Consider the following 20,769-nt stretch of genomic DNA (forward strand, 5'->3'; position numbering starts at 1 on the left):
GCCTTACGGAAGCATGTCACTATGGCTACAATCCATGTAGACGGTAAAGAATATGATGTGAACGGAGCGGACAACCTGCTACAGGCATGTCTGTCTCTGGGCCTTGATATTCCTTATTTTTGCTGGCATCCGGCGCTGGGAAGCGTGGGTGCCTGCCGCCAGTGTGCGGTAAAGCAATTCCAGAACGCTGAAGATACCCGCGGCCGCCTTGTCATGTCCTGTATGACGCCGGCGTCTGACGGCACCTTCATCTCTATTGATGATGGCGAAGCGAAAGAGTTCCGTGAAAGCGTGGTTGAGTGGTTAATGACCAACCACCCGCACGACTGTCCGGTATGCGAAGAGGGCGGTAACTGTCATCTGCAAGATATGACGGTAATGACCGGCCACAGCTTCCGCCGCTATCGCTTCACCAAACGCACCCACCGTAATCAGGACCTTGGCCCGTTCATTTCGCATGAGATGAACCGCTGTATCGCCTGCTACCGCTGTGTGCGGTATTACAAAGATTATGCTGACGGTACCGATCTGGGCGTTTATGGCGCGCATGACAACGTTTACTTCGGCCGCCCGGAAGACGGCACGCTGGAAAGCGAGTTTTCCGGCAACCTGGTTGAAATCTGCCCAACCGGCGTATTTACCGATAAAACCCACTCTGAACGCTATAACCGTAAATGGGATATGCAGTTCGCGCCCAGCATCTGTCAGCAGTGCAGCGTGGGCTGTAACACCAGTCCGGGTGAGCGCTATGGCGAGCTGCGCCGCATCGAAAACCGTTACAATGGCAGCGTTAACCACTACTTCCTGTGTGACCGTGGTCGCTTTGGTTACGGTTACGTCAACCTGAAGGACCGCCCTCACCATCCGGTACAGCTGCGCGGCAGCGATCGCGTGACGCTGAATGCGGAGCAGGCGGTGAACGTCGGGGCAGACGTGCTGCGCCAGGCGAAACGCGTGATTGGTATCGGCTCGCCACGTGCCAGCGTCGAGAGCAACTTTGCGCTGCGTGAACTGGTCGGGGCCGAAAACTTCTCTACCGGCATGCCTGCCGGTGAGCAGGAACGCCTTGAACTGTTGTTAAAAGTGCTGCGTGACGGCGGAATTTATACGCCATCGCTGCGTGAAATTGAAAGCTACGATGCAGTGCTGGTGCTGGGGGAAGATTTGACCCAGGTTGGCGCGCGCGTGGCCCTGTCTGTGCGCCAGGCGGTGAAAGGTAAGGCCCGTGAAATGGCCGCTGCGCAGAAAGTCGCAGACTGGCAAATCGCGGCCATCATGAATATCGGTCAGCACGCTAAGCATCCGCTCTTTGTCACCAACGTCGATGAAACGCGTCTCGATGATATTGCCGCGTGGAGCTATCGTGCCCCAGTGGAAGATCAGGCGCGTCTTGGATTTGCCATCGCCAATGCGCTGGACGAAACCGCCCCGGCCGTAAGCGATTTCGACGCTGCGCTGAACGGCAAGCTGGATGTCGTCGTGCAGGCGCTGGCCGGCGCTAAAAAACCGCTGATCGTTTCCGGTGTTCACTCAGGCAGCACTGCCATGATTGAAGCGGCCGCGAACGTGGCGAAAGCGCTGAAAGCGCGCGGCGCAGACGTCGGTATCACCTTACTGGCAGGCCATGCGAACAGCATGGGGCTGGGCCTGATGGGCGGAAACACCCTGGACCAGGCGCTAGAACAACTGCAAAGCGGCGAAGCCGATGCGGTCGTGGTACTGGAAAACGATCTCTATCGCCATGCGCCAAAAGCGCAGGTGGATGCGGCGCTGAATCAGGCCGCTAACGTGATCGTCGTTGATCATCAACGCACCGCCACGCTGGAGAAAGCCGGACTGGTTTTGTCCGCGGCCAGCTTCGCGGAAAGCGATGGCACCTCAATCAACCACGAAGGGCGCGCACAGCGTTTCTTCCAGGTGTACGATCCTGCCTATTATGACAACAGCATCGTGATGCTGGAAAGCTGGCGCTGGTTGCATTCGCTGCACAGCGCGCTGGAAAGCCGCCACGTTGACTGGACGCAGCTGGATCACGTCATTGATGCCGTGGTTGCCAGTCTGCCACAGCTGAAGGGCATTAAAGAGGCGGCACCGGATGCCAGCTTCCGTATCCGTGGTCAGAAACTGGCGCGTTCACCGCATCGTGCCAGTGGCCGTACCGCCGCGCGCGCCAACATCAGCGTGCACGAGCCGCGTCAGCCGCAGGATCAGGACACGATGTTTGCCTTCTCAATGGAAGGGAACAACCAGCCGAACGCACCGCGTTCGCAGATCCCCTTTGCCTGGGCGCCAGGCTGGAACTCACCTCAGGCATGGAACAAATTCCAGGATGAAGTGGGCGGTAAACTGCGTCACGGCGATCCCGGCGTGCGTCTGTTCGAAGCCAGCGACGCACAGTTAGCCTGGTTCAGCAGCGTACCTGGCGCGTATACCACTAACGGTCAGTTCCGCGTCGCGCCTTACTATCAGCTATTCGGTAGTGAAGAGATGACGCAGCGCGCGCCGGTTATCCAACAGCGTATGTCGGCACCCACTCTGGTCCTGAACCCGGAGGATGCGGCTAAGCTGGGCGTGAACAGTGGCGCGTCTGTGGAATTAACCTGTGCCGGTGAAACCCTGCGCTTGCCTGTGCGTTTCTCCGCGTCGCTGCAGGCAGGGCAGGTGGGGCTTCCACTCGGTCTGCCGGGCGTACCGCCATTCCTGGCGAATGCAAAAATTGATTCTCTGCAGGAGGCGGCGCAATGAGCTGGTTAACTCCGGGTGTTATCGACATTCTGATCGCCGTGGGTAAAGCGCTGGTGATTCTGCTGGTCGTGGTGGGCTGCGGTGCGTTCATGAGCTTTGCCGAGCGTCGTCTGCTCGGCCTGTTCCAGAACCGCTATGGACCGAACCGCGTGGGCTGGGGCGGATCCTTGCAGCTGGTTGCTGACATGATCAAGATGTTCTTTAAAGAGGACTGGGTTCCCCCGTTCACCGACCGCTTTATCTTTACCCTGGCGCCGGTCATCGCCTTTGTGTCACTGCTGCTGGCATTTGCCATCGTGCCGGTTTCGCCGACCTGGGTCGTCACCGACCTGAACATCGGGCTGCTGTTCTTCCTGATGATGGCGGGCCTGGCGGTCTATGCCGTACTGTTTGCCGGCTGGGCGAGTAATAATAAATACTCGCTGTTAGGTGCCATGCGCGCCTCTGCGCAGACGCTGAGTTACGAAGTGTTTTTGGGACTGTCGCTGATGGGCGTAGTGGCCCAGGCGGGATCGTTCAACATGACCGATATCGTCAACAGCCAGACGCACCTGTGGAACATCATCCCGCAGTTCTTTGGTTTTCTGACCTTCTGTATTGCGGGCGTCGCGGTCTGTCACCGTCATCCTTTTGACCAGCCAGAAGCTGAGCAAGAGCTGGCCGACGGTTACCACATTGAATATGCCGGGATGAAATTCGGCCTGTTCTTTGTGGGCGAATACGTCGCGATTACCACCGTCTCAGCACTGATTGTGACGCTGTTCTTCGGGGGCTGGCACGGGCCTTTCCTGCCGCCTTTCATCTGGTTCGCCTTGAAAACGGCGTTCTTTATGATGATGTTCATCCTGATTCGTGCTGCGCTTCCGCGTCCACGCTATGACCAGGTGCTGTCGTTCGGCTGGAAAGTGTGTCTGCCGTTGACGCTGTTGAACCTGCTGGCGACCGCCGCAGTGATTCTGTACACAGCGCAGTAAGGGGTAAACAAATGACATTAAAAGATATTGTCGTAGGCTTCGGCACGACAGTTCGCAGTATCTGGATGATAGGCATGCACGCCTTCGCGAAACGCGAAACCCAGATGTATCCGGAAGAGCCAGTCTACCTGCCACCGCGCTATCGTGGTCGTATCGTTTTGACGCGCGATCCCGATGGGGCAGAGCGTTGCGTTGCCTGTAATCTGTGTGCAGTAGCCTGTCCGGTAGGCTGTATTTCACTGCAAAAGGCCGAAACCAAAGACGGTCGCTGGTATCCAGAGTTCTTCCGTATTAACTTCTCACGCTGCATTTTCTGCGGCCTGTGCGAAGAGGCCTGCCCAACCACCGCTATCCAGCTGACGCCGGATTTCGAGCTGGGCGAGTTCAAGCGTCAGGATCTGGTGTATGAAAAAGACGATCTGTTGATCTCGGGGCCGGGTAAATATCCGGAGTACAACTTCTACCGCATGGCAGGTATGGCGATTGACGGTAAAGATAAAGGTGACGCTGAAAATGAAGCGAAACCCATCGACGTCAAAGGCTTATTACCTTAAGGAGCAAGGCATGGAATTTGCGTTTTATCTTTGCGGACTGGTGGCGGTGGTGACGACGTTACGCGTCATTACCCACACTAATCCGGTACATGCGTTGCTGTACCTGATCGTTTCGCTGTTATCGGTAGCGGGTGTCTTTTTCTCCCTGGGTGCCTACTTTGCCGGTGCGCTGGAAATCATCGTGTATGCCGGTGCCATCATGGTGCTGTTCGTGTTCGTCGTGATGATGCTCAACCTGGGCAAGGCCACGGAGAAACAGGAACGCGAATGGCTCAGCCCGTCCCTGTGGATCGGTCCCGGTCTGGTGTCCTTTCTGCTACTGGCGGTCATGATTTACGCCATCATGACGGCACAGGATCAGGGCATTGACGGTAAAATCATCGACGCGAAAGCGGTCGGTATTAGCCTGTTTGGCCCGTATGTCCTGGCGGTTGAACTGGCATCAATGCTGCTGTTGGCCGGTCTGGTTGTTGCCTTCCATCTGGGACGTGAAGAGCGCCAGGGTGAAGTCCTGAGCAACCGTTCAAACGATGCCGCGCAGGCGAATAAGGAGCAAGCATGATCCCGTTACAACATGGATTGATTTTGGCCGCGGTGCTGTTCGTTCTTGGCCTGACCTCGCTGGTACTGCGCCGCAACCTGCTGTTTATGCTGATCAGCCTTGAAATTATGATCAACGCCGCGGCGCTGGCGCTGGTCGTCGCGGGCAGCTACTGGGGACAGGCCGATGGTCAGGTGATGTATATTCTGGCAATCAGCCTCGCCGCAGCGGAAGCCAGTATCGGTCTGGCCCTGCTGCTTCAGCTCTATCGTCGTCGTCAGACGCTGAACATTGATATTGTGAGCGAGATGCGCGGATGAACCTTCTCTATTTAACTGTCTTGTTTCCGCTGATCGGCTTTTTGCTGTTAGCGTTTTCCCGTGGTCGCTGGTCAGAGAATCTGTCGGCGACGGTCGGAATGGGATCGGTGGGGTTAGCCGCACTGACCACCCTGTATGTTGGCGTTGACTTCTTTGCTAACGGGCAGCAGGTATTCACCCAGGCGCTGTGGACCTGGATTCACGTGGGCAATTTTAACATTCAGGTCAATCTGACTCTGGATGGCCTCTCGCTTACCATGCTGTCGGTGGTTACCGGCGTCGGTTTCCTGATCCATATGTTCGCCTCCTGGTATATGCGCGGAGAAGAGGGCTATTCACGCTTCTTCGCCTATACCAACCTGTTTATCGCCAGCATGGTGGTTCTGGTGCTGGCGGATAACCTGATGCTGATGTATCTGGGCTGGGAAGGGGTTGGGCTGTGTTCTTACCTCCTGATCGGCTTCTACTACAGCAATCCGGAAAACGGCAAAGCGGCGATGAAAGCCTTTATCATCACCCGCGTCGGCGATGTGTTTCTGGCCTTTGCGCTGTTCATCCTTTACAACGAACTGGGTACGCTCAACTTCCGCGAGATGGTTGAGCTGGCACCGGCACACTTTGCGGCGGACAATCACATGCTGCAGTGGGCTACCCTGATGCTGTTAGGCGGTGCGGTCGGTAAATCGGCCCAGTTGCCCTTACAGACCTGGCTGGCCGATGCAATGGCAGGCCCGACACCGGTATCGGCACTGATTCACGCCGCGACCATGGTAACGGCAGGGGTTTACCTGATTGCCCGCACGCATGGCCTGTTCCTGCTGACGCCTGAGGTGCTGCATCTGGTCGGCATTATCGGTGCCATTACCCTGGTGCTGGCAGGCTTTGCTGCCCTGGTTCAGACGGACATCAAACGCGTCCTCGCTTACTCCACCATGAGCCAGATTGGCTACATGTTCCTGGCGCTGGGCGTACAGGCGTGGGATGCCGCGATTTTCCACCTGATGACCCACGCCTTCTTTAAAGCCCTGCTGTTCCTGTCTTCAGGTTCGGTTATTCTGGCCTGCCACCACGAGCAGAACATCTTTAAGATGGGCGGACTGCGTAAGAGCATCCCGCTGGTTTACACCTGCTTCCTAGTGGGCGGCGCCGCGCTGGCGGCACTGCCACTGATTACCGCCGGTTTCTACAGTAAAGATGAAATCCTGTTTGGTGCGCTGGCGAACGGTCATCTTAACCTGATGGTAGCGGGCCTGGTGGGTGCATTCCTGACCTCAATTTATACCTTCCGCATGATCTTCATCGTGTTCCACGGTGAAGAGAAGATTCATGCTCATGCGGGTAAAGGCATTACCCATCATCTGCCGCTGCTGGTGCTGCTGGTGCTCTCCACCTTCGTTGGCGCACTGATTACCCCACCACTGGCGGGCGTTTTGCCGGCGAATGAGTTTGGTGAAAACGGTAAAGTGACGCTGGAGATTGCATCGGGTCTGGTCGCGGTTTCCGGCATCGTGATTGCAGCCGCACTTTGGCTGGGCAAACGTCAGCTGGTGACCCGTATTGCCAACAGCGCACCGGGCCGCTTCTTCGGCACCTGGTGGTTCGCCGCCTGGGGCTTCGACTGGCTCTACGACAAGGTGTTTGTCAAACCGTACCTGGGCATTGCGTGGCTGTTAAAACGCGATCCGCTCAACGGCCTGATGAACCTCCCTGCGTTGCTTTCACGTATCGCCAATAAAGGTCTGGTGGTCAGTGAAAACGGTTATCTGCGCTGGTACGTGGCGTCGATGAGCGTGGGTGCCGTCGTGGTTCTGGCCCTGTTGCTGGTAATTTAAAGATTGATGAGCGGGGTGAGTTCGCTTACCCCAGTTAAGAATGTCCAAATAACCGAGTAATGAGCGCAATCGTCGCAGCCAGTTTCATTACCGCCAGCGCACAGCAACCGGAGCGTACTGAAGTACGTGAGGATTGCGAGCACTGCCGGGAATGAAAATGGTAAGTAAGATAGCTCATAAAAGGCCATAAAAGGGAAGTATGCCGTGTTATTACCTTGGCTAATTTTCATACCCTTCTTCGGTGGTTTTATCTGCTGGCTCGCCGAGCGCTTCGGCGCGAAAGTGCCACGCTGGATTGCACTGATCACCATGGGGCTGACGTTGGCGCTTTCACTGCAGCTGTGGTTGCAGGGAGGCTATTCACTGACGCAGGCAGCGGGTATTCCGCAGTGGCAATCGAGCTTCTCAGTACCCTGGATCCCCCGTTTCGGCATTAATTTCCATTTAGCGCTTGATGGCCTTTCGCTATTAATGGTGGTGCTGACCGGGCTGCTCGGTTTGATGGCCGTGCTGTGTTCGTGGAACGAGATCGAGAAGTATCAGGGATTCTTCCATCTTAACCTGATGTGGATTCTGGGCGGCGTTATCGGTGTGTTCCTTGCCATCGACATGTTCCTGTTCTTCTTCTTCTGGGAAATGATGCTGGTGCCGATGTACTTCCTCATCGCACTGTGGGGACATAAAGCCTCGGACGGGAAAACCCGTATCACCGCGGCCACCAAATTCTTTATCTATACCCAGGCATCAGGTCTGGTGATGTTAATTGCGATTCTGGCGCTGGTGTTTGTCCACTACAACGCGACCGGCGTCTGGACGTTCAACTACGAGCAGTTGTTGAAAACGCCCATGTCGCACACCGTCGAATATCTGCTGATGCTGGGCTTCTTTATCGCGTTTGCGGTGAAAATGCCGGTGGTGCCGCTTCACGGCTGGTTACCCGATGCGCACAGTCAGGCGCCGACGGCCGGTTCAGTGGACCTGGCGGGTATTTTGCTGAAAACTGCGGCCTATGGTTTGCTGCGTTTCAGCCTGCCGCTGTTCCCCAATGCATCCGCTGAGTTTGCCCCTATCGCGATGTGGCTAGGTATCATCGGTATCTTCTACGGCGCCTGGATGGCGTTCTCGCAGACGGATATTAAACGCCTGATTGCCTACACCTCGATTTCCCACATGGGCTTTGTGCTGATTGCGATTTACACCGGCAGCCAGCTGGCCATTCAGGGCGCGGTGATACAGATGATTGCGCACGGCCTGTCTGCGGCGGCCCTGTTTATCCTGTGTGGTCAGCTGTATGAGCGCCTGCACACGCGTGATATGCGTCAGATGGGCGGTCTGTGGTCGCGCATCAAATGGATTCCGGGTTTATCACTGTTCTTTGCTGTCGCCAACCTGGGGATGCCGGGCACCGGTAACTTCGTGGGTGAGTTTATGATCCTCACCGGCAGCTTCCAGGTCGTTCCTATCATTATTGTGATTGCGACCTTTGGTCTGGTTTTCGCTTCGGTTTATTCGCTGGTCATGATGCAGCGTGCCTACTACGGCGAAGCGAAATCTAAAGATCCACTGCCGGGAATGTCGGCACGTGAATTCCTGACCATTGGCGTGCTCGTGGTTCTGCTGGTGCTGTTGGGTATTTATCCCCAGCCGATTCTGGATACCTCACATGCTGCAATGAGCAATATTCAGCAGTGGTTTACCGCTTCAATTTCAACTACAAGGCCGTAATTCGCCATGACAATAACTCCTCAACAATTGATCGCGTTGCTGCCGCTGTTAATCGTCGGATTGACGGTGGTGGTTGTGATGCTGTCCATTGCCTGGCGACGCAACCACTTTGTTAACGCCACGCTAACAGTGGTTGGCCTGAACCTGGCTCTGCTGTCGCTATATTTTGTGGGCCAGGTCGGGGCGATGGACGTCACGCCGCTGCTGCGCGTTGATGCTTACTCGATGTTCTATACCGCACTGGTGATGCTGGCCAGCCTGGCAACCTGTACGTTTGCCTATCCATGGCTGGCGACTTTCCCGGATAACAAGGACGAGTTTTATCTGTTGGTCCTGATTGCCGCACTGGGCGGTATCGTGCTGTCAGCGTCTAACCACCTGGCATCGCTGTTTATCGGAATTGAACTGCTGTCACTGCCGCTGTTTGGTTTGATTGGTTACGCATTCCGCCAGAAACGTTCGCTGGAAGCGGCCCTGAAATACACTATCCTGTCGGCGGCGGCATCGTCCTTCCTGCTGTTTGGTATTGCGCTGATTTACGCTGACTCTGGCAACCTGGGCTTCGTCAGCCTGGGCAAAAGCCTGACTGACAGCATGATTCAGGCGCCACTGTTGCTGGTGGGCCTGGGAATGCTGATTATTGGTCTGGGCTTTAAGCTGTCGCTGGTGCCGTTCCACCTGTGGACGCCAGACGTGTATCAGGGGGCACCGGCTCCGGTATCAACGTTCCTGGCCACGGCCAGTAAAATCGCCATCTTCGGTGTCGTCATGCGCTTGTTCATGTATGCGCCGGTGACCGACAGCGAAGCGGTGCGAACGGTATTGGGTATCATCGCCTTCGTTTCCATCCTGTTCGGTAACCTGATGGCGATCTCGCAGAGCAACATTAAGCGCCTGTTGGGTTACTCCTCCATCGCGCATCTGGGTTATTTGCTGGTGGCGCTGATTGCGGTGAAAGATCATCAGCTGTCGCTGGAAACCTCTGGGGTTTACCTGGCCGGTTACCTGTTCAGCAGCCTGGGTGCCTTTGGTGTCGTGAGCCTGATGTCGAGCCCTTATCGCGGTCCGGATGCGGATTCACTTTACTCGTATCGCGGTCTGTTCTGGCGTCGTCCGGTTCTGTCTGCGGTGATGACGGTGATGATGCTGTCGCTGGCCGGTATTCCAATGACGCTGGGCTTTATCGGTAAGTTCTACGTGATTGCCTCTGGCGTGAGTGCGCACCTGTGGTGGTTGACCGGTGCGGTGGTGGTGGGAAGTGCTATTGGCCTGTACTACTATCTGCGCGTGACCGTGAGCCTGTACCTGAGCCCACCAGAACTGCTCAACCGCGATACGCCTGATAACTGGGCCTTCACCGCGGGCGGCGTGGTGGTACTGATTTCAGCGATTCTGGTACTGCTGTTAGGTGTTTATCCGCAGCCGTTAATCAGACTGGTACAGATGGCTCAGCCCCTGATGTAATCGTCGATTGTCATACTGAATCAGGCCCTCGGGCCTGATTTTTTTTGTCTGAAATCTGCCTACTGCACCATGCAGCGACTTAACCGCACGACCGGTGACGACGCAAGGGTTGCTGCTGCCCTAAAAAAATACGTTATCTTCATTCTGTCTCCCTATTTTTCTGCTGCAATGTCCTCTGGCTTGTTACAGGAGCATGGCCTATGGAGCGCCGTCATTTTTTATTAGGCTTCACCGCTGCGCTGATAGTCGCAAAGAGCACGCTGTCGCGGGCATCCCAGCCGGAAATCTCACACACGGTGATTCCGCTCTGGCCTGGCACGCCACCCGGCGGCGGCGGCCCTGTCGGTGCCGTTAAGACCTCATCTTCGGGCGCACAGCGCAATATCGCGGTGCCGACGCTGACAGTGATCAAACCGAACATGCCCAACGGCCATGTTGTTCTGATAGCCGGCGGCGGGGGGTACAAACGGATAGAAATGGCGAAAGAAGCCTGGCCTGCGGCACGCTGGTTAACGGCACGCGGCTATACGGCGGCGATTCTGCGCTATCGGCTTCCCGGCGAGGGCTGGGCAGCGGGCAACATAGTCGCGCTGCAGGATGCCCAGCGCGCGCTGCGGCTGTTACGGCCGCAGGCAAAGCGGCTCTCGGTGCTGGGTTTTTCCGCGGGTGGGCACTTACTCGGAATGGCTGTGACGCGCCAAGACTTTCAAAGCTATGCAGCCCTTGATGCGTTGGACAGTGCGCCAGCTTATGCTGACGGGGCGGCGCTGATCTATCCGGTGATCACCCTGGAAGCGCCCTATACGCACACCGCAACGCACCGTATGTTGGTGGGAACGCATGCGACGGCGGCAGAGGACGCAGCCTGGTCGGTTCAGAATTACGTGTCATCGACATCGCCTCCCTTTTTTCTGGTTCAGGCCGAAGACGATCCGGTTTCCGATCCCCATAACACCCTGATGATGGCCAGCGCCTGCCAACAGCATCAGGTTGACGTCGAGCTGGTGCGCTATCTCACGGGCGGACATGGCTTTGGTATGGGAAAACCCGGCACGCCGACCATGGCCTGGCCTCAACATTATCTTCACTGGCTGCAGAAAGGCCGGCGCGGTAAAGTGATGTGATGCCTCCCGGGCAGGCGGCCCATTTTAGTAAGGATAAGACATGCATATCAGTTGGCTGGATCTTCAGCATCAAGCCTTAAGCGTTCCGCAGCTCTACGCGGCGCTGGCTTTACGCTGTGAGGTATTCGTCGTGGAGCAGCAGTGCGCCTATCTGGACGTCGATGGCCTGGATTTGCAGGGCGAGAATCGTCACATTCTCGGCATGGCGCAGGGGGATCTGCTGGCCTACGCGCGCATATTGTCACCCGATCGCGCGGGGGCAGAGGTGAAAATCGGACGCGTGATCATATCCAGTAAGGCACGTGGCCTGAACTTAGGCAACCAGCTGATGACACAGGCAATCGCCAGTTGTGAGCAGCACTGGCCGGGGCATTCACAGTTTCTCTCTGCTCAGGCGCATCTTGAGGCGTTCTACCAGCGACATGGCTTTATCACGGTCAGCGACAGCTATCTTGAGGACGGTATTCCCCATATCGATATGCGCAGAGTAGGGCAGTAAAGCGCCGCTCACGGCTCAGGTGCCCTGTCGGGCAAAAAAAATGCATCCCGGCGGTTGGCCTGAGATGCATTTCACGTGAGAGGGAAGCGTTAGCTTACGGTCATCTGGCGATCGTCAACGTATTTACGCTGGTCCGGCGGCGGTGGCACATATTGATAGAGCCAGGTCTCACTCAGGGTTTCGTCTTTGGTGCGCAGGAACAGGCGCATCTCAACGGGCTGTACGCTGTCGCTGTTGGGATACCAGTCGAACAGGATGCGGTAACCTTTTATCGGTTCGACATACAGGATCTCTACCTGTTTAAAGGTGCCTGAGGAAACCGTAATCACAGGTTCAATGCCTTTCGGTGCGGCTGCCTGCAAGTCGCCGCCGATAAAGTCCACAGCGAAACGGCGGCACCAGACATCCGGGAAGTGCTCGCCCGGCGCCCAGCCTTCGGGGAAACCACCAATGCCGGTGCGGGTCGCATCTACGCGGGCCAGATCGCTCTGAACGGGCGGCAGGGCGCTCCAGTAAAGCTTGTAGGCAAAATTGTATTCGCTACCGGCTTTGATCGGCTCTGCGGGCTGCCAGAAGCAGACGATGTTATCAAGCGTTTCGCCGGTGGTTGGAATTTCCATCAGGTTAATGGCGCCTTTGCCCCATTTGCCTACCGGTTCCACCCACAGGCTTGGGCGTTTGTTATACCAGCCAATCACGTCCTGATAGTTCTCAAAGTCATGGTCAAGCTGGAGCAGGCCAAAGCCGCGCGGGTTTTCGTCTTCGTAGGCGTTGAACTGCAGGCGCTGAGGATTATTTAACGGCCGGGCAATCCATTCACCTTTGCCGCTCCACATCGCCAGGCGATCGGAGTCATGAATCTGCGGATGATAGGTGTTACACATCCGGCGTTCGTTGGTGCCGCAGCTGAACATGCTGGTCATCGGCGAGATGCCTAACTGACGAATATCCTTGCGGGCAAAGAGATGATTCTCAATCTCCATGACCACGCGTTCTGCTTCGCAGTGAATGACAAACTTATAGGCCCCGGTGATGCTGGCGCCGTCCAGTAAGGCATAGCAGGTAAAAGTGGTGTCTTCCGCTTTCGGCGTTTCAAACCAGAAGGCCGTAAAGTCTGGAAACTCTTCCTGACCGTTGCTGAAGGTGTTGATGGCCACGCCACGCGCGGACAGGCCGTACTGATAAGTGTCATCGACCGCGCGGAAATAGCTGGCACCCAGAAACGAGACAATGTCGCGGCGGGCCAGCTCAGGTTTTTTGAAGGCGCGGAAACCGGCAAAGCCAAGATCCGTTTTACCCTGCAGTTGTTTGGTATCGACTTTGGCATCGTTGTAGTTAAACAACTCAGGACGAAAATGAATTTCGCGTGCTTCACGACTGGCGCTGTCCACAGAGAACATGCGGATGCGGCGTTTAAATCCCATGCCTACGTGGAAGAACTGCACATCCAGTTCGCGATTGGGAATATTGTTCCACAGAGAGTGGTTGGCATCATACTGAATATCGTTGTATGCCTGTGGTGTCAGGGTTGCCAACGTGGGGGGAAGGGGGCCGGGTGCGCCGCCCCAGGGTTTTTTAGCCAGCGCGGCCGCATTATTCTTCAACTCATCGAAATCGAAGCGTACTGCGGTTCCGTCAGCAATGCCATCATCTGCCCAGGCGGATTGCGCGAACAGCGTTGATAAGCCTGTCATACCGCTTACGGCGGAAAAGGCCATTGACGCTTTCATAAACATTCTGCGATTCATGCCAGAGATCATTCCTTAGCTGTTCGAGTTTGCTGTGACTGTCGTGTCAGCGCATTGATATGCACATGGCCTGATTATTACAGGCAACAGCTGGGTACGACAGTCGGCGTAGATAAAAATTCATTTCGTTGAAAATTTATCAGATAAATCAAATAAGCGAAGCGAAATCGCTGCCAGCAGGCCATCTCTTACACTTCTTTGCGTAGCGCCCAGCGTGACACAGATTCACTGCCGTTTTGTTTACTCACGCTGATTTTCAGGCAATTCCTGGCGGAGTTCCACGCAAAGCCCTGTTTTGGGACTATAGTTAACCAGGTGCTTTGCAATTCACATGGAGGAAATGATGGTAAAACAGACTGAATCTTTTGAAACAGGCTATGACGACGATATCGCACTGCTGACCGAAACGCTGGAAGAAGTGCTGAAGTCATCAGGGGATCCGGCTGACCAGAAATACATCGAACTGAAAACCAAAGCTGAACGAGCGCTGGAAGATGTAAAGTCACGTGTTAGTCAGGCGTCCGATAGCTACTACTATCGTGCTAAACAGGTTGCTTACCGTGCCGACGATTACGTTCATGAGAAACCGTGGAAGGGCATCGGTATTGGTGCAACGGCAGGGCTGGTTTTAGGCCTGCTGCTGGCTCGCCGTTAAGCTAAACGCGTAGTGCAATACGTACAACGGGCAGGCTCACTCCTGTCCGTTTGCGCTTTCTCAATATCCCTTGCCTGCTTTTTATCTTCTTATCTCCTCCTTATCCTCTCGCCAGACGCGGCCTTATTCGACGCTAAATCTCCCTTACAGATTGTGTTTTACGCAGGGGCTTTCTAAAGTGAACCTAATGGCACAAGGAGAAAGAACGTGATTAGAGTCGAAATGCTGTCCACGGGCGATGAAGTGTTACACGGTCAAATCGTCGATACCAACGCGGCCTGGCTGGCTGATGTGTTATTTCAGCACGGAATGCCGATGACCAGCCGTACAACAGTAGGTGATTCCCTGTCGTCCCTGGTTGAGACCTTACAGGCACGTAGTCTTGAAGCGGATGTGCTCATCGTTAACGGCGGCCTGGGGCCCACATCTGATGACCTTAGCGCCCAGGCGGCTGCGATGGCGAGTGGCGTTGAACTGGTGATGCAGGAAGCCTGGCTTGAAACTATGGAAGTCTGGTTCGCCAGTCGTGGACGTGTGATGGCCGACAGCAATCGCAAACAGGCCGAAATTCCTGCCAATGCCGAAATGCTCGATAATCCGGTCGGCACCGCCTGTGGATTTGCCCTGCAGCTCAACCGTTGCTGGCTGTTTTTTACCCCCGGCGTACCCTCTGAATTTAAAGTGATGGTTGAACAACAAATCATCCCCCGCCTGAAAAATAAATTTGACCTGCCAGAGCCGCCGCTGTGCCTGCGGCTGACGACCTTTGGTCGGGGTGAAAGCGATATTGCTAATGAACTTGAGCCGCTGGCGCTGCCGGAAAACGTGTTGATGGGCTACCGTTCATCAATGCCCATTATCGAAATTAAGCTCACCGGGCCTGCCTCACAGCGCGTGGCGATGGAGCAGGTCTGGCAGCAGGTGCGTTTACTACTAGCGGAATGCACGATTTTTGAAGGGTTGGAGGGGCTGCCTGCGCTGTTGGCGCGAGAACTGAATCAACGTAACCTGCGTCTCGCAATCAGCGAGCAGTACACGGCGGGGTTACTCAACTGGCAGTTGGCTTCGGCTGAGGTTCCCCTGAGCGCCACCGAAATTCTGCCGCAGCAGGACGAAAGCCTTGAGGTACAGGTGATGCGCACGCAGGCGCTGGCGGCGAGGCTGCAGACGCCGTTGGCCCTGTCGGTCGGCAACCTGAGCGAAGGCGAGATTTCCGTTGCGCTACACACGCCGGAGGCGACCTGGGGACAACGCGTGAAGTTTAACCACGGTCGTCATAATCTGGAAACCCGGCAAAAAGTGGTGGCGATGATGGCGATGAACATGTTGCGCCGTTGGCTACACGGCAGTGAGGTAAGCACAGGGCACGGCTGGATCGATGTGATCGAAACGGTGAAGCACTAAGCCTGAGCGTACGTAAGGGGCTGGCGTCGCCCAGCCTGTCTTATGAAAGCGTCGACAAATCGTTAAGCGGCGCGCGCTGACGGTTTTATGCTGCGGACGTGGCGTTGTTGATCTCACCTGGCTGGCTGGCTTCGATTTTGAAATCAAGGTGATTGCCCGTATTCCCTGAGCCAGCGCCAGAAAAAAAACCGCCATTCGGTTGGAATGACGGTTTTTTAACTGCCTGAGATGCGAGCCTAGAGTTCAAGCTCGATCTCGCCCTTCGCCTTACAGCAGCAGGGCAGGATCTCGCCCTGCTCAATAAACGCCAGCGGCTTTTCCGCGTAGTCGACTTCGCCGCTCAGTAGCCGCATCCGGCAGGAGCCGCAATAGCCCTCACGGCACTGGAACTCAACACACAGGTTGTTGGCTTCCAGCATCGTCAGCAGGTTAGGGTGATCGTCTGCGCCCTCCAGTCGGGTACCGGAACTGCGCAGAATAACAACGGAACGGCTCATCATTACAACTGGAAATCGTCGAAGTCGTTTTCGCCCACTTCGGAGTCAATCTGACCGACCAGATAGGAGCTGACTTCCACTTCCTGCGGTGCCACCTGAACGTTGTCCGACACCAGCCAGGCGTTGATCCAGGGAATCGGGTTAGAACGCGTTTCGAAAGGCAGATCGAGGCCAACCGCCTGCATGCGAATATTGGTAATGTATTCAATATACTGACACAGGATATCTTTGTTCAGGCCGATCATCGAACCGCCGCTGAACAGGTATTCCGCCCACTCTTTTTCCTGCAGTGCCGCTTTTTTGAACAGTTCAAAACACTCTTCACGACATTCGGCGGCGATCTCTTTCATCTCAGGATCGTCTTCGCCAGTGCGCAGCAGGTTTAGCATGTGCTGAGTACCGGTCAGATGTAAGGCTTCGTCGCGGGCAATCAGCTTGATGATTTTCGCATTGCCTTCCATCAGCTCACGCTCGGCAAACGCAAACGAGCAGGCAAAGCTGACATAGAAACGGATGGCTTCCAGCGCGTTGACGCTCATCAGACAGATATACAACTGCTTTTTCAGGGCACGCAGGCTGACGGTGACGGACTTACCGTTAACCTGATGGGTGCCTTCACCTAACAGATGCCAGTAGCTGGTCATCTCAATCAGATCATCGTAGTACTGCGAGATATCCTGAGCACGTGCCAGAATCTGCTGGTTGGTCACGATATCGTCAAACACCACCGCCGGGTCGTTTACGATGTTACGAATGATGTGGGTATAGGAGCGTGAGTGGATTGTCTCTGAGAATGCCCAGGTTTCGATCCAGGTTTCCAGCTCAGGAATGGAGATCAGCGGCAGCAGCGCCACGTTTGGGCTGCGTCCCTGAATGGAGTCCAGCAGCGTCTGATATTTCAGGTTGCTGATAAAAATGTGTTTTTCGTGATCGGGCAGGGCCTGGTAATCGATGCGATCGCGTGAAACATCGACCTCTTCAGGACGCCAGAAGAACGAAAGCTGCTTTTCGATCAGCTTTTCAAAGATATCGTATTTCTGCTGGTCAAAACGGGCCACGTTAACGGACTGACCGAAAAACATCGGCTCTTTCAACTGGTCATTTTTATTCTGAGAAAAAGTGGAGTAAGCCATAAAAAACTGTCCAATGTAGACGAGGCTCAGCACCGGCCTCGCGGGAAAATGTGGGCGGGAATGGCTCCCGCCCGACCGTCAGATCTTACAGGCGCCGCTTTCGCAGCCATCATCCTGAATAGAAGGTGCCAGATCATCCTGCGCATCTTCCGCACCATCACGGGTGTTTTGATAATAGAGCGTCTTCGCGCCGAACTTATAGGCGGTCAGCAGATCTTTCAGCAACTGCTTCATCGGCACTTTGCCATTCGGGAAGCGTGACGGATCGTAGTTGGTGTTAGACGAAATCGCCTGATCGATAAATTTCTGCATCACGCCAACCAGCTGCAGGTAACCGTCGTTGGAGGGCATATCCCACAGCAGTTCGTACTGATCTTTAAGACGCTCATACTCCGGCACCACCTGACGCAGAATACCGTCTTTGGATGCCTTGATGCTGATATGACCACGCGGCGGCTCAATACCATTGGTGGCGTTTGAAATCTGCGATGAGGTTTCAGACGGCATCAGCGCAGAAAGCGTTGAGTTACGCAGACCGTGGGTTTTAATCTGCTCACGCAGGGTTTCCCAGTCCAGGTGCAGCGGCTCATTGCAAATCGCATCCAGATCTTTCTTGTAGGTGTCGATCGGCAGTACGCCCTGCGCATAGGTGGTTTCATTAAACCACGGGCAGGCACCTTGCTCTTTCGCCAGCTCGTTTGAGGCTTTTAGCAGGTAATACTGAATGGCTTCAAAGGTTTTGTGCGTCAGGCCGTTGGCGCTGCCGTCGGAGTAACGCACGCCGTGCTTCGCCAGGTAGTAAGCAAAGTTAATCACGCCAATACCCAGCGTGCGACGGCCCATCGCACCGCGTTGTGCGGCAGGAATCGGGTAATCCTGATAATCGAGCAGGGCATCCAGCGCACGTACCGCCAGGGTCGCCAGCTCTTCCAGATCGTCCAGGCTGTCAATGGCGCCCAGGTTGAACGCTGACAGCGTACACAGCGCGATTTCACCGTTCTCGTCGTTGACGTCGCTCAGCGGCTTGGTCGGCAGCGCAATTTCCAGACACAGGTTAGACTGGCGAACCGGCGCGATGCTGGCGTCAAACGGGCTGTGTGTGTTGCAGTGATCGACGTTCTGGATGTAGATACGGCCCGTTGAGGCGCGTTCCTGCATCATCAGCGAGAACAGATCCACGGCTTTCACTCGCTGCTTGCGAATGCTGCTGTCTTTTTCATATTTGGTGTAGAGGCGCTCAAACTCATCCTGATCGGCAAAGAAGGCATCGTACAGGCCAGGCACGTCTGACGGGCTGAACAGCGTGATGTCTTCGCCTTTAAGCAGACGCTGATACATCATCTTGTTGAGCTGCACGCCATAGTCCATATGACGCACGCGGTTGCCTTCAACGCCACGGTTGTTTTTCAGCACTAACAGGCTTTCGACTTCCAGGTGCCACATTGGGTAGAACAGCGTGGCTGCGCCGCCACGAACGCCGCCCTGCGAACAGGATTTCACCGCAGTCTGGAAGTGCTTATAGAACGGGATACAGCCCGTGTGGAATGCTTCGCCACCACGGATAGGGCTGCCCAGCGCGCGGATACGTCCGGCGTTGATACCAATGCCCGCGCGCTGAGAAACGTATTTCACAATGGCGCTGGAGGTGGCATTGATCGAATCCAGGCTGTCGCCGCACTCAATCAGCACGCAGGAGCTGAACTGACGCGTAGGCGTACGCACTCCCGACATGATGGGCGTTGGCAGCGAGATTTTGAAGGTCGAGATCGCATCGTAGAAACGCTTGATGTAATCCATACGCGTATCGCGGGGATAACCTGAGAACAGGCAGGCGGCGACCAGGATATACAGGAACTGGGCACTTTCGTAGATCTCACCGGAGACGCGGTTCTGAACCAGGTATTTGCCTTCTAACTGCTTCACGGCCGCGTAGGAGAAATTCATATCGCGCCAGTGGTCGAGAAAGCCATCCATCTGCTCGAACTCTTCACGGCTGTAGTCTTCCAGCAGATGGCGATCGTACTTGCCCAGATCGACCATCTTAACAACCTGATCGTACAGCGCGGGCGGTTCAAACTGACCGTAAGCTTTTTTACGCAGGTGGAAGATTGCCAGTCGGGCAGCAAGGTATTGATAGTCAGGGGCATCGCGAGAAATAAGGTCTGCAGCGGCCTTGATGATCGTTTCATGGATGTCAGACGTTTTGATGCCATCATAAAACTGAATGTGGGAACGCAGCTCTACCTGTGAAACCGACACATTGTTCAGCCCTTCGGCCGCCCAGTCGAGGACACGGTGAATTTTGTCGAGATCAATGCGCTCCTGGCGGCCATCGCGTTTAGTAACGAGCAGACTTTGGTTCATGTCGCGTTTTTACCTTTGCGTGAGTATCCAATAATTAAAAGAAATCCCGATTTATACACAGCATATTCATTGTGAATAATGTTGTGGATAAACACTACATCTTGGGGTTGTTGACGATATGCATAACAATATGGAGGCTTATTCTAGTATTTTGCTGGCGCTTAACAAGAGGAAAAAATGATGTCTGCGGGGGTTGTATTTTCTGAGGGTTTTCTTAAGCCGCGTCTCGTAAGGCCGCAGGTCGTGTCAACCATTCAGAGAAAATATTGCAATTTATGATCGACCGCTGATTTTTCAAACATTGCGCTAACTTTTCCAACACCTCAGCGCGGGAGAGCAAAACGTGCAGATACCGTCTCAGCCAATGCCCTGGATCCGCCCCTCGGAAACGCTAACCTGCGCAGATGACAACAGGATGACAGCAGCGTGGGCAGGGCAGAGCCGCACGCTGCAGGATTATCAGGCGTCGCCGTGATGCGTGTGTATCATGTAGTTCACATCCACACCGTTACCCAGACGAAACTTATCGGTGATGGGGTTGTAGTGCAGGCCAATCATATTGCGCTCACGTAGTGGCGTTTCATCGACCCAGCCCAGCAACTCAGAAGGGCGGATAAATTTTTTCACATCATGCGTGCCGCGCGGCACCATGCGCAGCACATATTCAGCACCAAAAATGGCCATCAGCCAGGCTTTAGGATTGCGGTTGATAGTCGAGAAGAACACCTCACCGCCGGGTTTCACCAACTGCGCGCAGGCGTGCACCACCGAACGCGGATCGGGCACATGTTCTAGCATCTCCATGCAGGTCACCACATCGTATTCGCCCGCGTGTTGGCTGGCGTGCTCTTCCACCGTCTGTTGCACATAGCTGAGTGTGACGCCGCTCTCCAGGGCATGCAGACGCGCCACTTCCAGCGGTTCGGCACCCATATCCAGCCCGGTGACCACCGCGCCTTCCCGCGCCATGCTTTCGGCCAGGATGCCGCCGCCACAGCCAACATCCAGGACTTTCTTGCCAAACAGCCCGTTGCTGTGTTGTGCAATATAGCCCAGCCGCAGGGGGTTAATACGGTGCAACGGTTTAAATTCGCCCTCCAGATCCCACCAGCGCGAGGCAACGGCCTCAAACTTGGCAATTTCCTGTGCATCGACATTGTGCTGATGATTCTGTGGTTGTGCATTCATTG

At 55.3% G+C, this 20,769-nt stretch carries 17 protein-coding genes; 12 read left to right on the forward strand and 5 right to left on the reverse strand.

All coding sequences use genetic code 11. The annotated features are described in order from the left end of the window. Positions 1 to 21 precede the first annotated feature (21 nt). The 10 genes from nuoG (at position 22) to AAIE03_RS04045 (ending at position 11,778) form a co-directional block, all read left to right on the forward strand. Positions 22 to 2,745 (forward strand): NADH-quinone oxidoreductase subunit NuoG, encoded by a 2,724-nt coding sequence (nuoG, locus tag AAIE03_RS04000; RefSeq protein WP_194761294.1) that lies wholly within the window; start codon positions 22 to 24, stop codon positions 2,743 to 2,745. Then, the gene (gene nuoH / locus AAIE03_RS04005; RefSeq protein ID WP_013026509.1) at positions 2,742 to 3,719 is read left to right on the forward strand and encodes an NADH-quinone oxidoreductase subunit NuoH; all 978 of its coding nucleotides are present in this window, start codon (positions 2,742 to 2,744) and stop codon (positions 3,717 to 3,719) included. Before nuoG ends, nuoH begins: the two co-directional genes overlap by 4 nt. A gap of 11 nt (positions 3,720 to 3,730) precedes the next feature. After that, a complete protein-coding gene (gene nuoI / locus AAIE03_RS04010) occupies positions 3,731 to 4,273 on the forward strand; it encodes an NADH-quinone oxidoreductase subunit NuoI (RefSeq protein ID WP_013026508.1) in 543 nt (180 codons plus the stop codon). Between the two features lie 10 nt (positions 4,274 to 4,283). Next, positions 4,284 to 4,835, forward strand: a complete 552-nt coding sequence (nuoJ, locus tag AAIE03_RS04015; RefSeq protein ID WP_014605380.1) for an NADH-quinone oxidoreductase subunit J — start codon at positions 4,284 to 4,286, stop codon at positions 4,833 to 4,835. Beyond that, a complete protein-coding gene (gene nuoK / locus AAIE03_RS04020; RefSeq protein ID WP_013026506.1) occupies positions 4,832 to 5,134 on the forward strand; it encodes an NADH-quinone oxidoreductase subunit NuoK in 303 nt (100 codons plus the stop codon). Before nuoJ ends, nuoK begins: the two co-directional genes overlap by 4 nt. Further along, positions 5,131 to 6,966: an NADH-quinone oxidoreductase subunit L gene (gene nuoL / locus AAIE03_RS04025; RefSeq protein ID WP_013026505.1), complete on the forward strand. Its 1,836-nt coding sequence runs from the start codon at positions 5,131 to 5,133 to the stop codon at positions 6,964 to 6,966. Before nuoK ends, nuoL begins: the two co-directional genes overlap by 4 nt. Before the next feature lie 204 nt (positions 6,967 to 7,170). Continuing rightward, complete coding sequence (gene nuoM / locus AAIE03_RS04030) at positions 7,171 to 8,691, forward strand: NADH-quinone oxidoreductase subunit M (RefSeq protein ID WP_498562801.1); 1,521 nt, start codon at positions 7,171 to 7,173, stop codon at positions 8,689 to 8,691. A gap of 6 nt (positions 8,692 to 8,697) precedes the next feature. Next, complete coding sequence (nuoN, locus tag AAIE03_RS04035) at positions 8,698 to 10,155, forward strand: NADH-quinone oxidoreductase subunit NuoN (RefSeq protein ID WP_013026503.1); 1,458 nt, start codon at positions 8,698 to 8,700, stop codon at positions 10,153 to 10,155. 200 nt (positions 10,156 to 10,355) lie between these two features. Beyond that, positions 10,356 to 11,279 (forward strand): alpha/beta hydrolase, encoded by a 924-nt coding sequence (locus tag AAIE03_RS04040; protein ID WP_078828817.1) that lies wholly within the window; start codon positions 10,356 to 10,358, stop codon positions 11,277 to 11,279. Between the two features lie 40 nt (positions 11,280 to 11,319). Next, entirely contained in the window at positions 11,320 to 11,778 is a 459-nt protein-coding gene (locus AAIE03_RS04045) for a GNAT family N-acetyltransferase (protein ID WP_498562802.1), read from the forward strand. 89 nt (positions 11,779 to 11,867) lie between these two features. On the opposite strand, the gene AAIE03_RS04050 is transcribed toward AAIE03_RS04045, so the two are convergent. Then, positions 11,868 to 13,526: a glucan biosynthesis protein D gene (locus AAIE03_RS04050; protein WP_498562803.1), complete on the reverse strand. Its 1,659-nt coding sequence runs from the start codon at positions 13,524 to 13,526 to the stop codon at positions 11,868 to 11,870. A 343-nt stretch (positions 13,527 to 13,869) separates the two neighbouring features. On the opposite strand from AAIE03_RS04050, the gene elaB reads away from it, so the two are divergent. Then, positions 13,870 to 14,181, forward strand: coding sequence for a stress response protein ElaB (gene elaB, locus AAIE03_RS04055; RefSeq protein WP_015699853.1), 312 nt, complete (start codon positions 13,870 to 13,872; stop codon positions 14,179 to 14,181). Between the two features lie 207 nt (positions 14,182 to 14,388). Beyond that, complete coding sequence (locus tag AAIE03_RS04060; RefSeq protein ID WP_013026498.1) at positions 14,389 to 15,585, forward strand: nicotinamide mononucleotide deamidase-related protein YfaY; 1,197 nt, start codon at positions 14,389 to 14,391, stop codon at positions 15,583 to 15,585. A 236-nt stretch (positions 15,586 to 15,821) separates the two neighbouring features. Here the strand turns inward: AAIE03_RS04060 and yfaE are convergent, their stop codons facing one another. The 4 genes from yfaE to ubiG form a co-directional block, all read right to left on the reverse strand. After that, positions 15,822 to 16,082, reverse strand: a complete 261-nt coding sequence (gene yfaE / locus AAIE03_RS04065) for a class I ribonucleotide reductase maintenance protein YfaE (protein WP_014605383.1) — start codon at positions 16,080 to 16,082, stop codon at positions 15,822 to 15,824. Positions 16,083 to 16,084: 2 nt separating this feature from the next. Then, a complete protein-coding gene (nrdB, locus tag AAIE03_RS04070; protein ID WP_014594159.1) occupies positions 16,085 to 17,215 on the reverse strand; it encodes a class Ia ribonucleoside-diphosphate reductase subunit beta in 1,131 nt (376 codons plus the stop codon). Between the two features lie 78 nt (positions 17,216 to 17,293). Beyond that, on the reverse strand, positions 17,294 to 19,579 hold the full coding sequence (gene nrdA / locus AAIE03_RS04075) for a class 1a ribonucleoside-diphosphate reductase subunit alpha (RefSeq protein ID WP_498562804.1): 2,286 nt from the start codon (positions 19,577 to 19,579) through the stop codon (positions 17,294 to 17,296). A gap of 459 nt (positions 19,580 to 20,038) precedes the next feature. Then, positions 20,039 to 20,767 (reverse strand): bifunctional 2-polyprenyl-6-hydroxyphenol methylase/3-demethylubiquinol 3-O-methyltransferase UbiG, encoded by a 729-nt coding sequence (ubiG, locus tag AAIE03_RS04080; RefSeq protein WP_015699856.1) that lies wholly within the window; start codon positions 20,765 to 20,767, stop codon positions 20,039 to 20,041. Between the last annotated feature and the right edge of the window lie 2 nt (positions 20,768 to 20,769).

This window comes from Pantoea sp. Ae19-2, assembly GCF_059801205.1.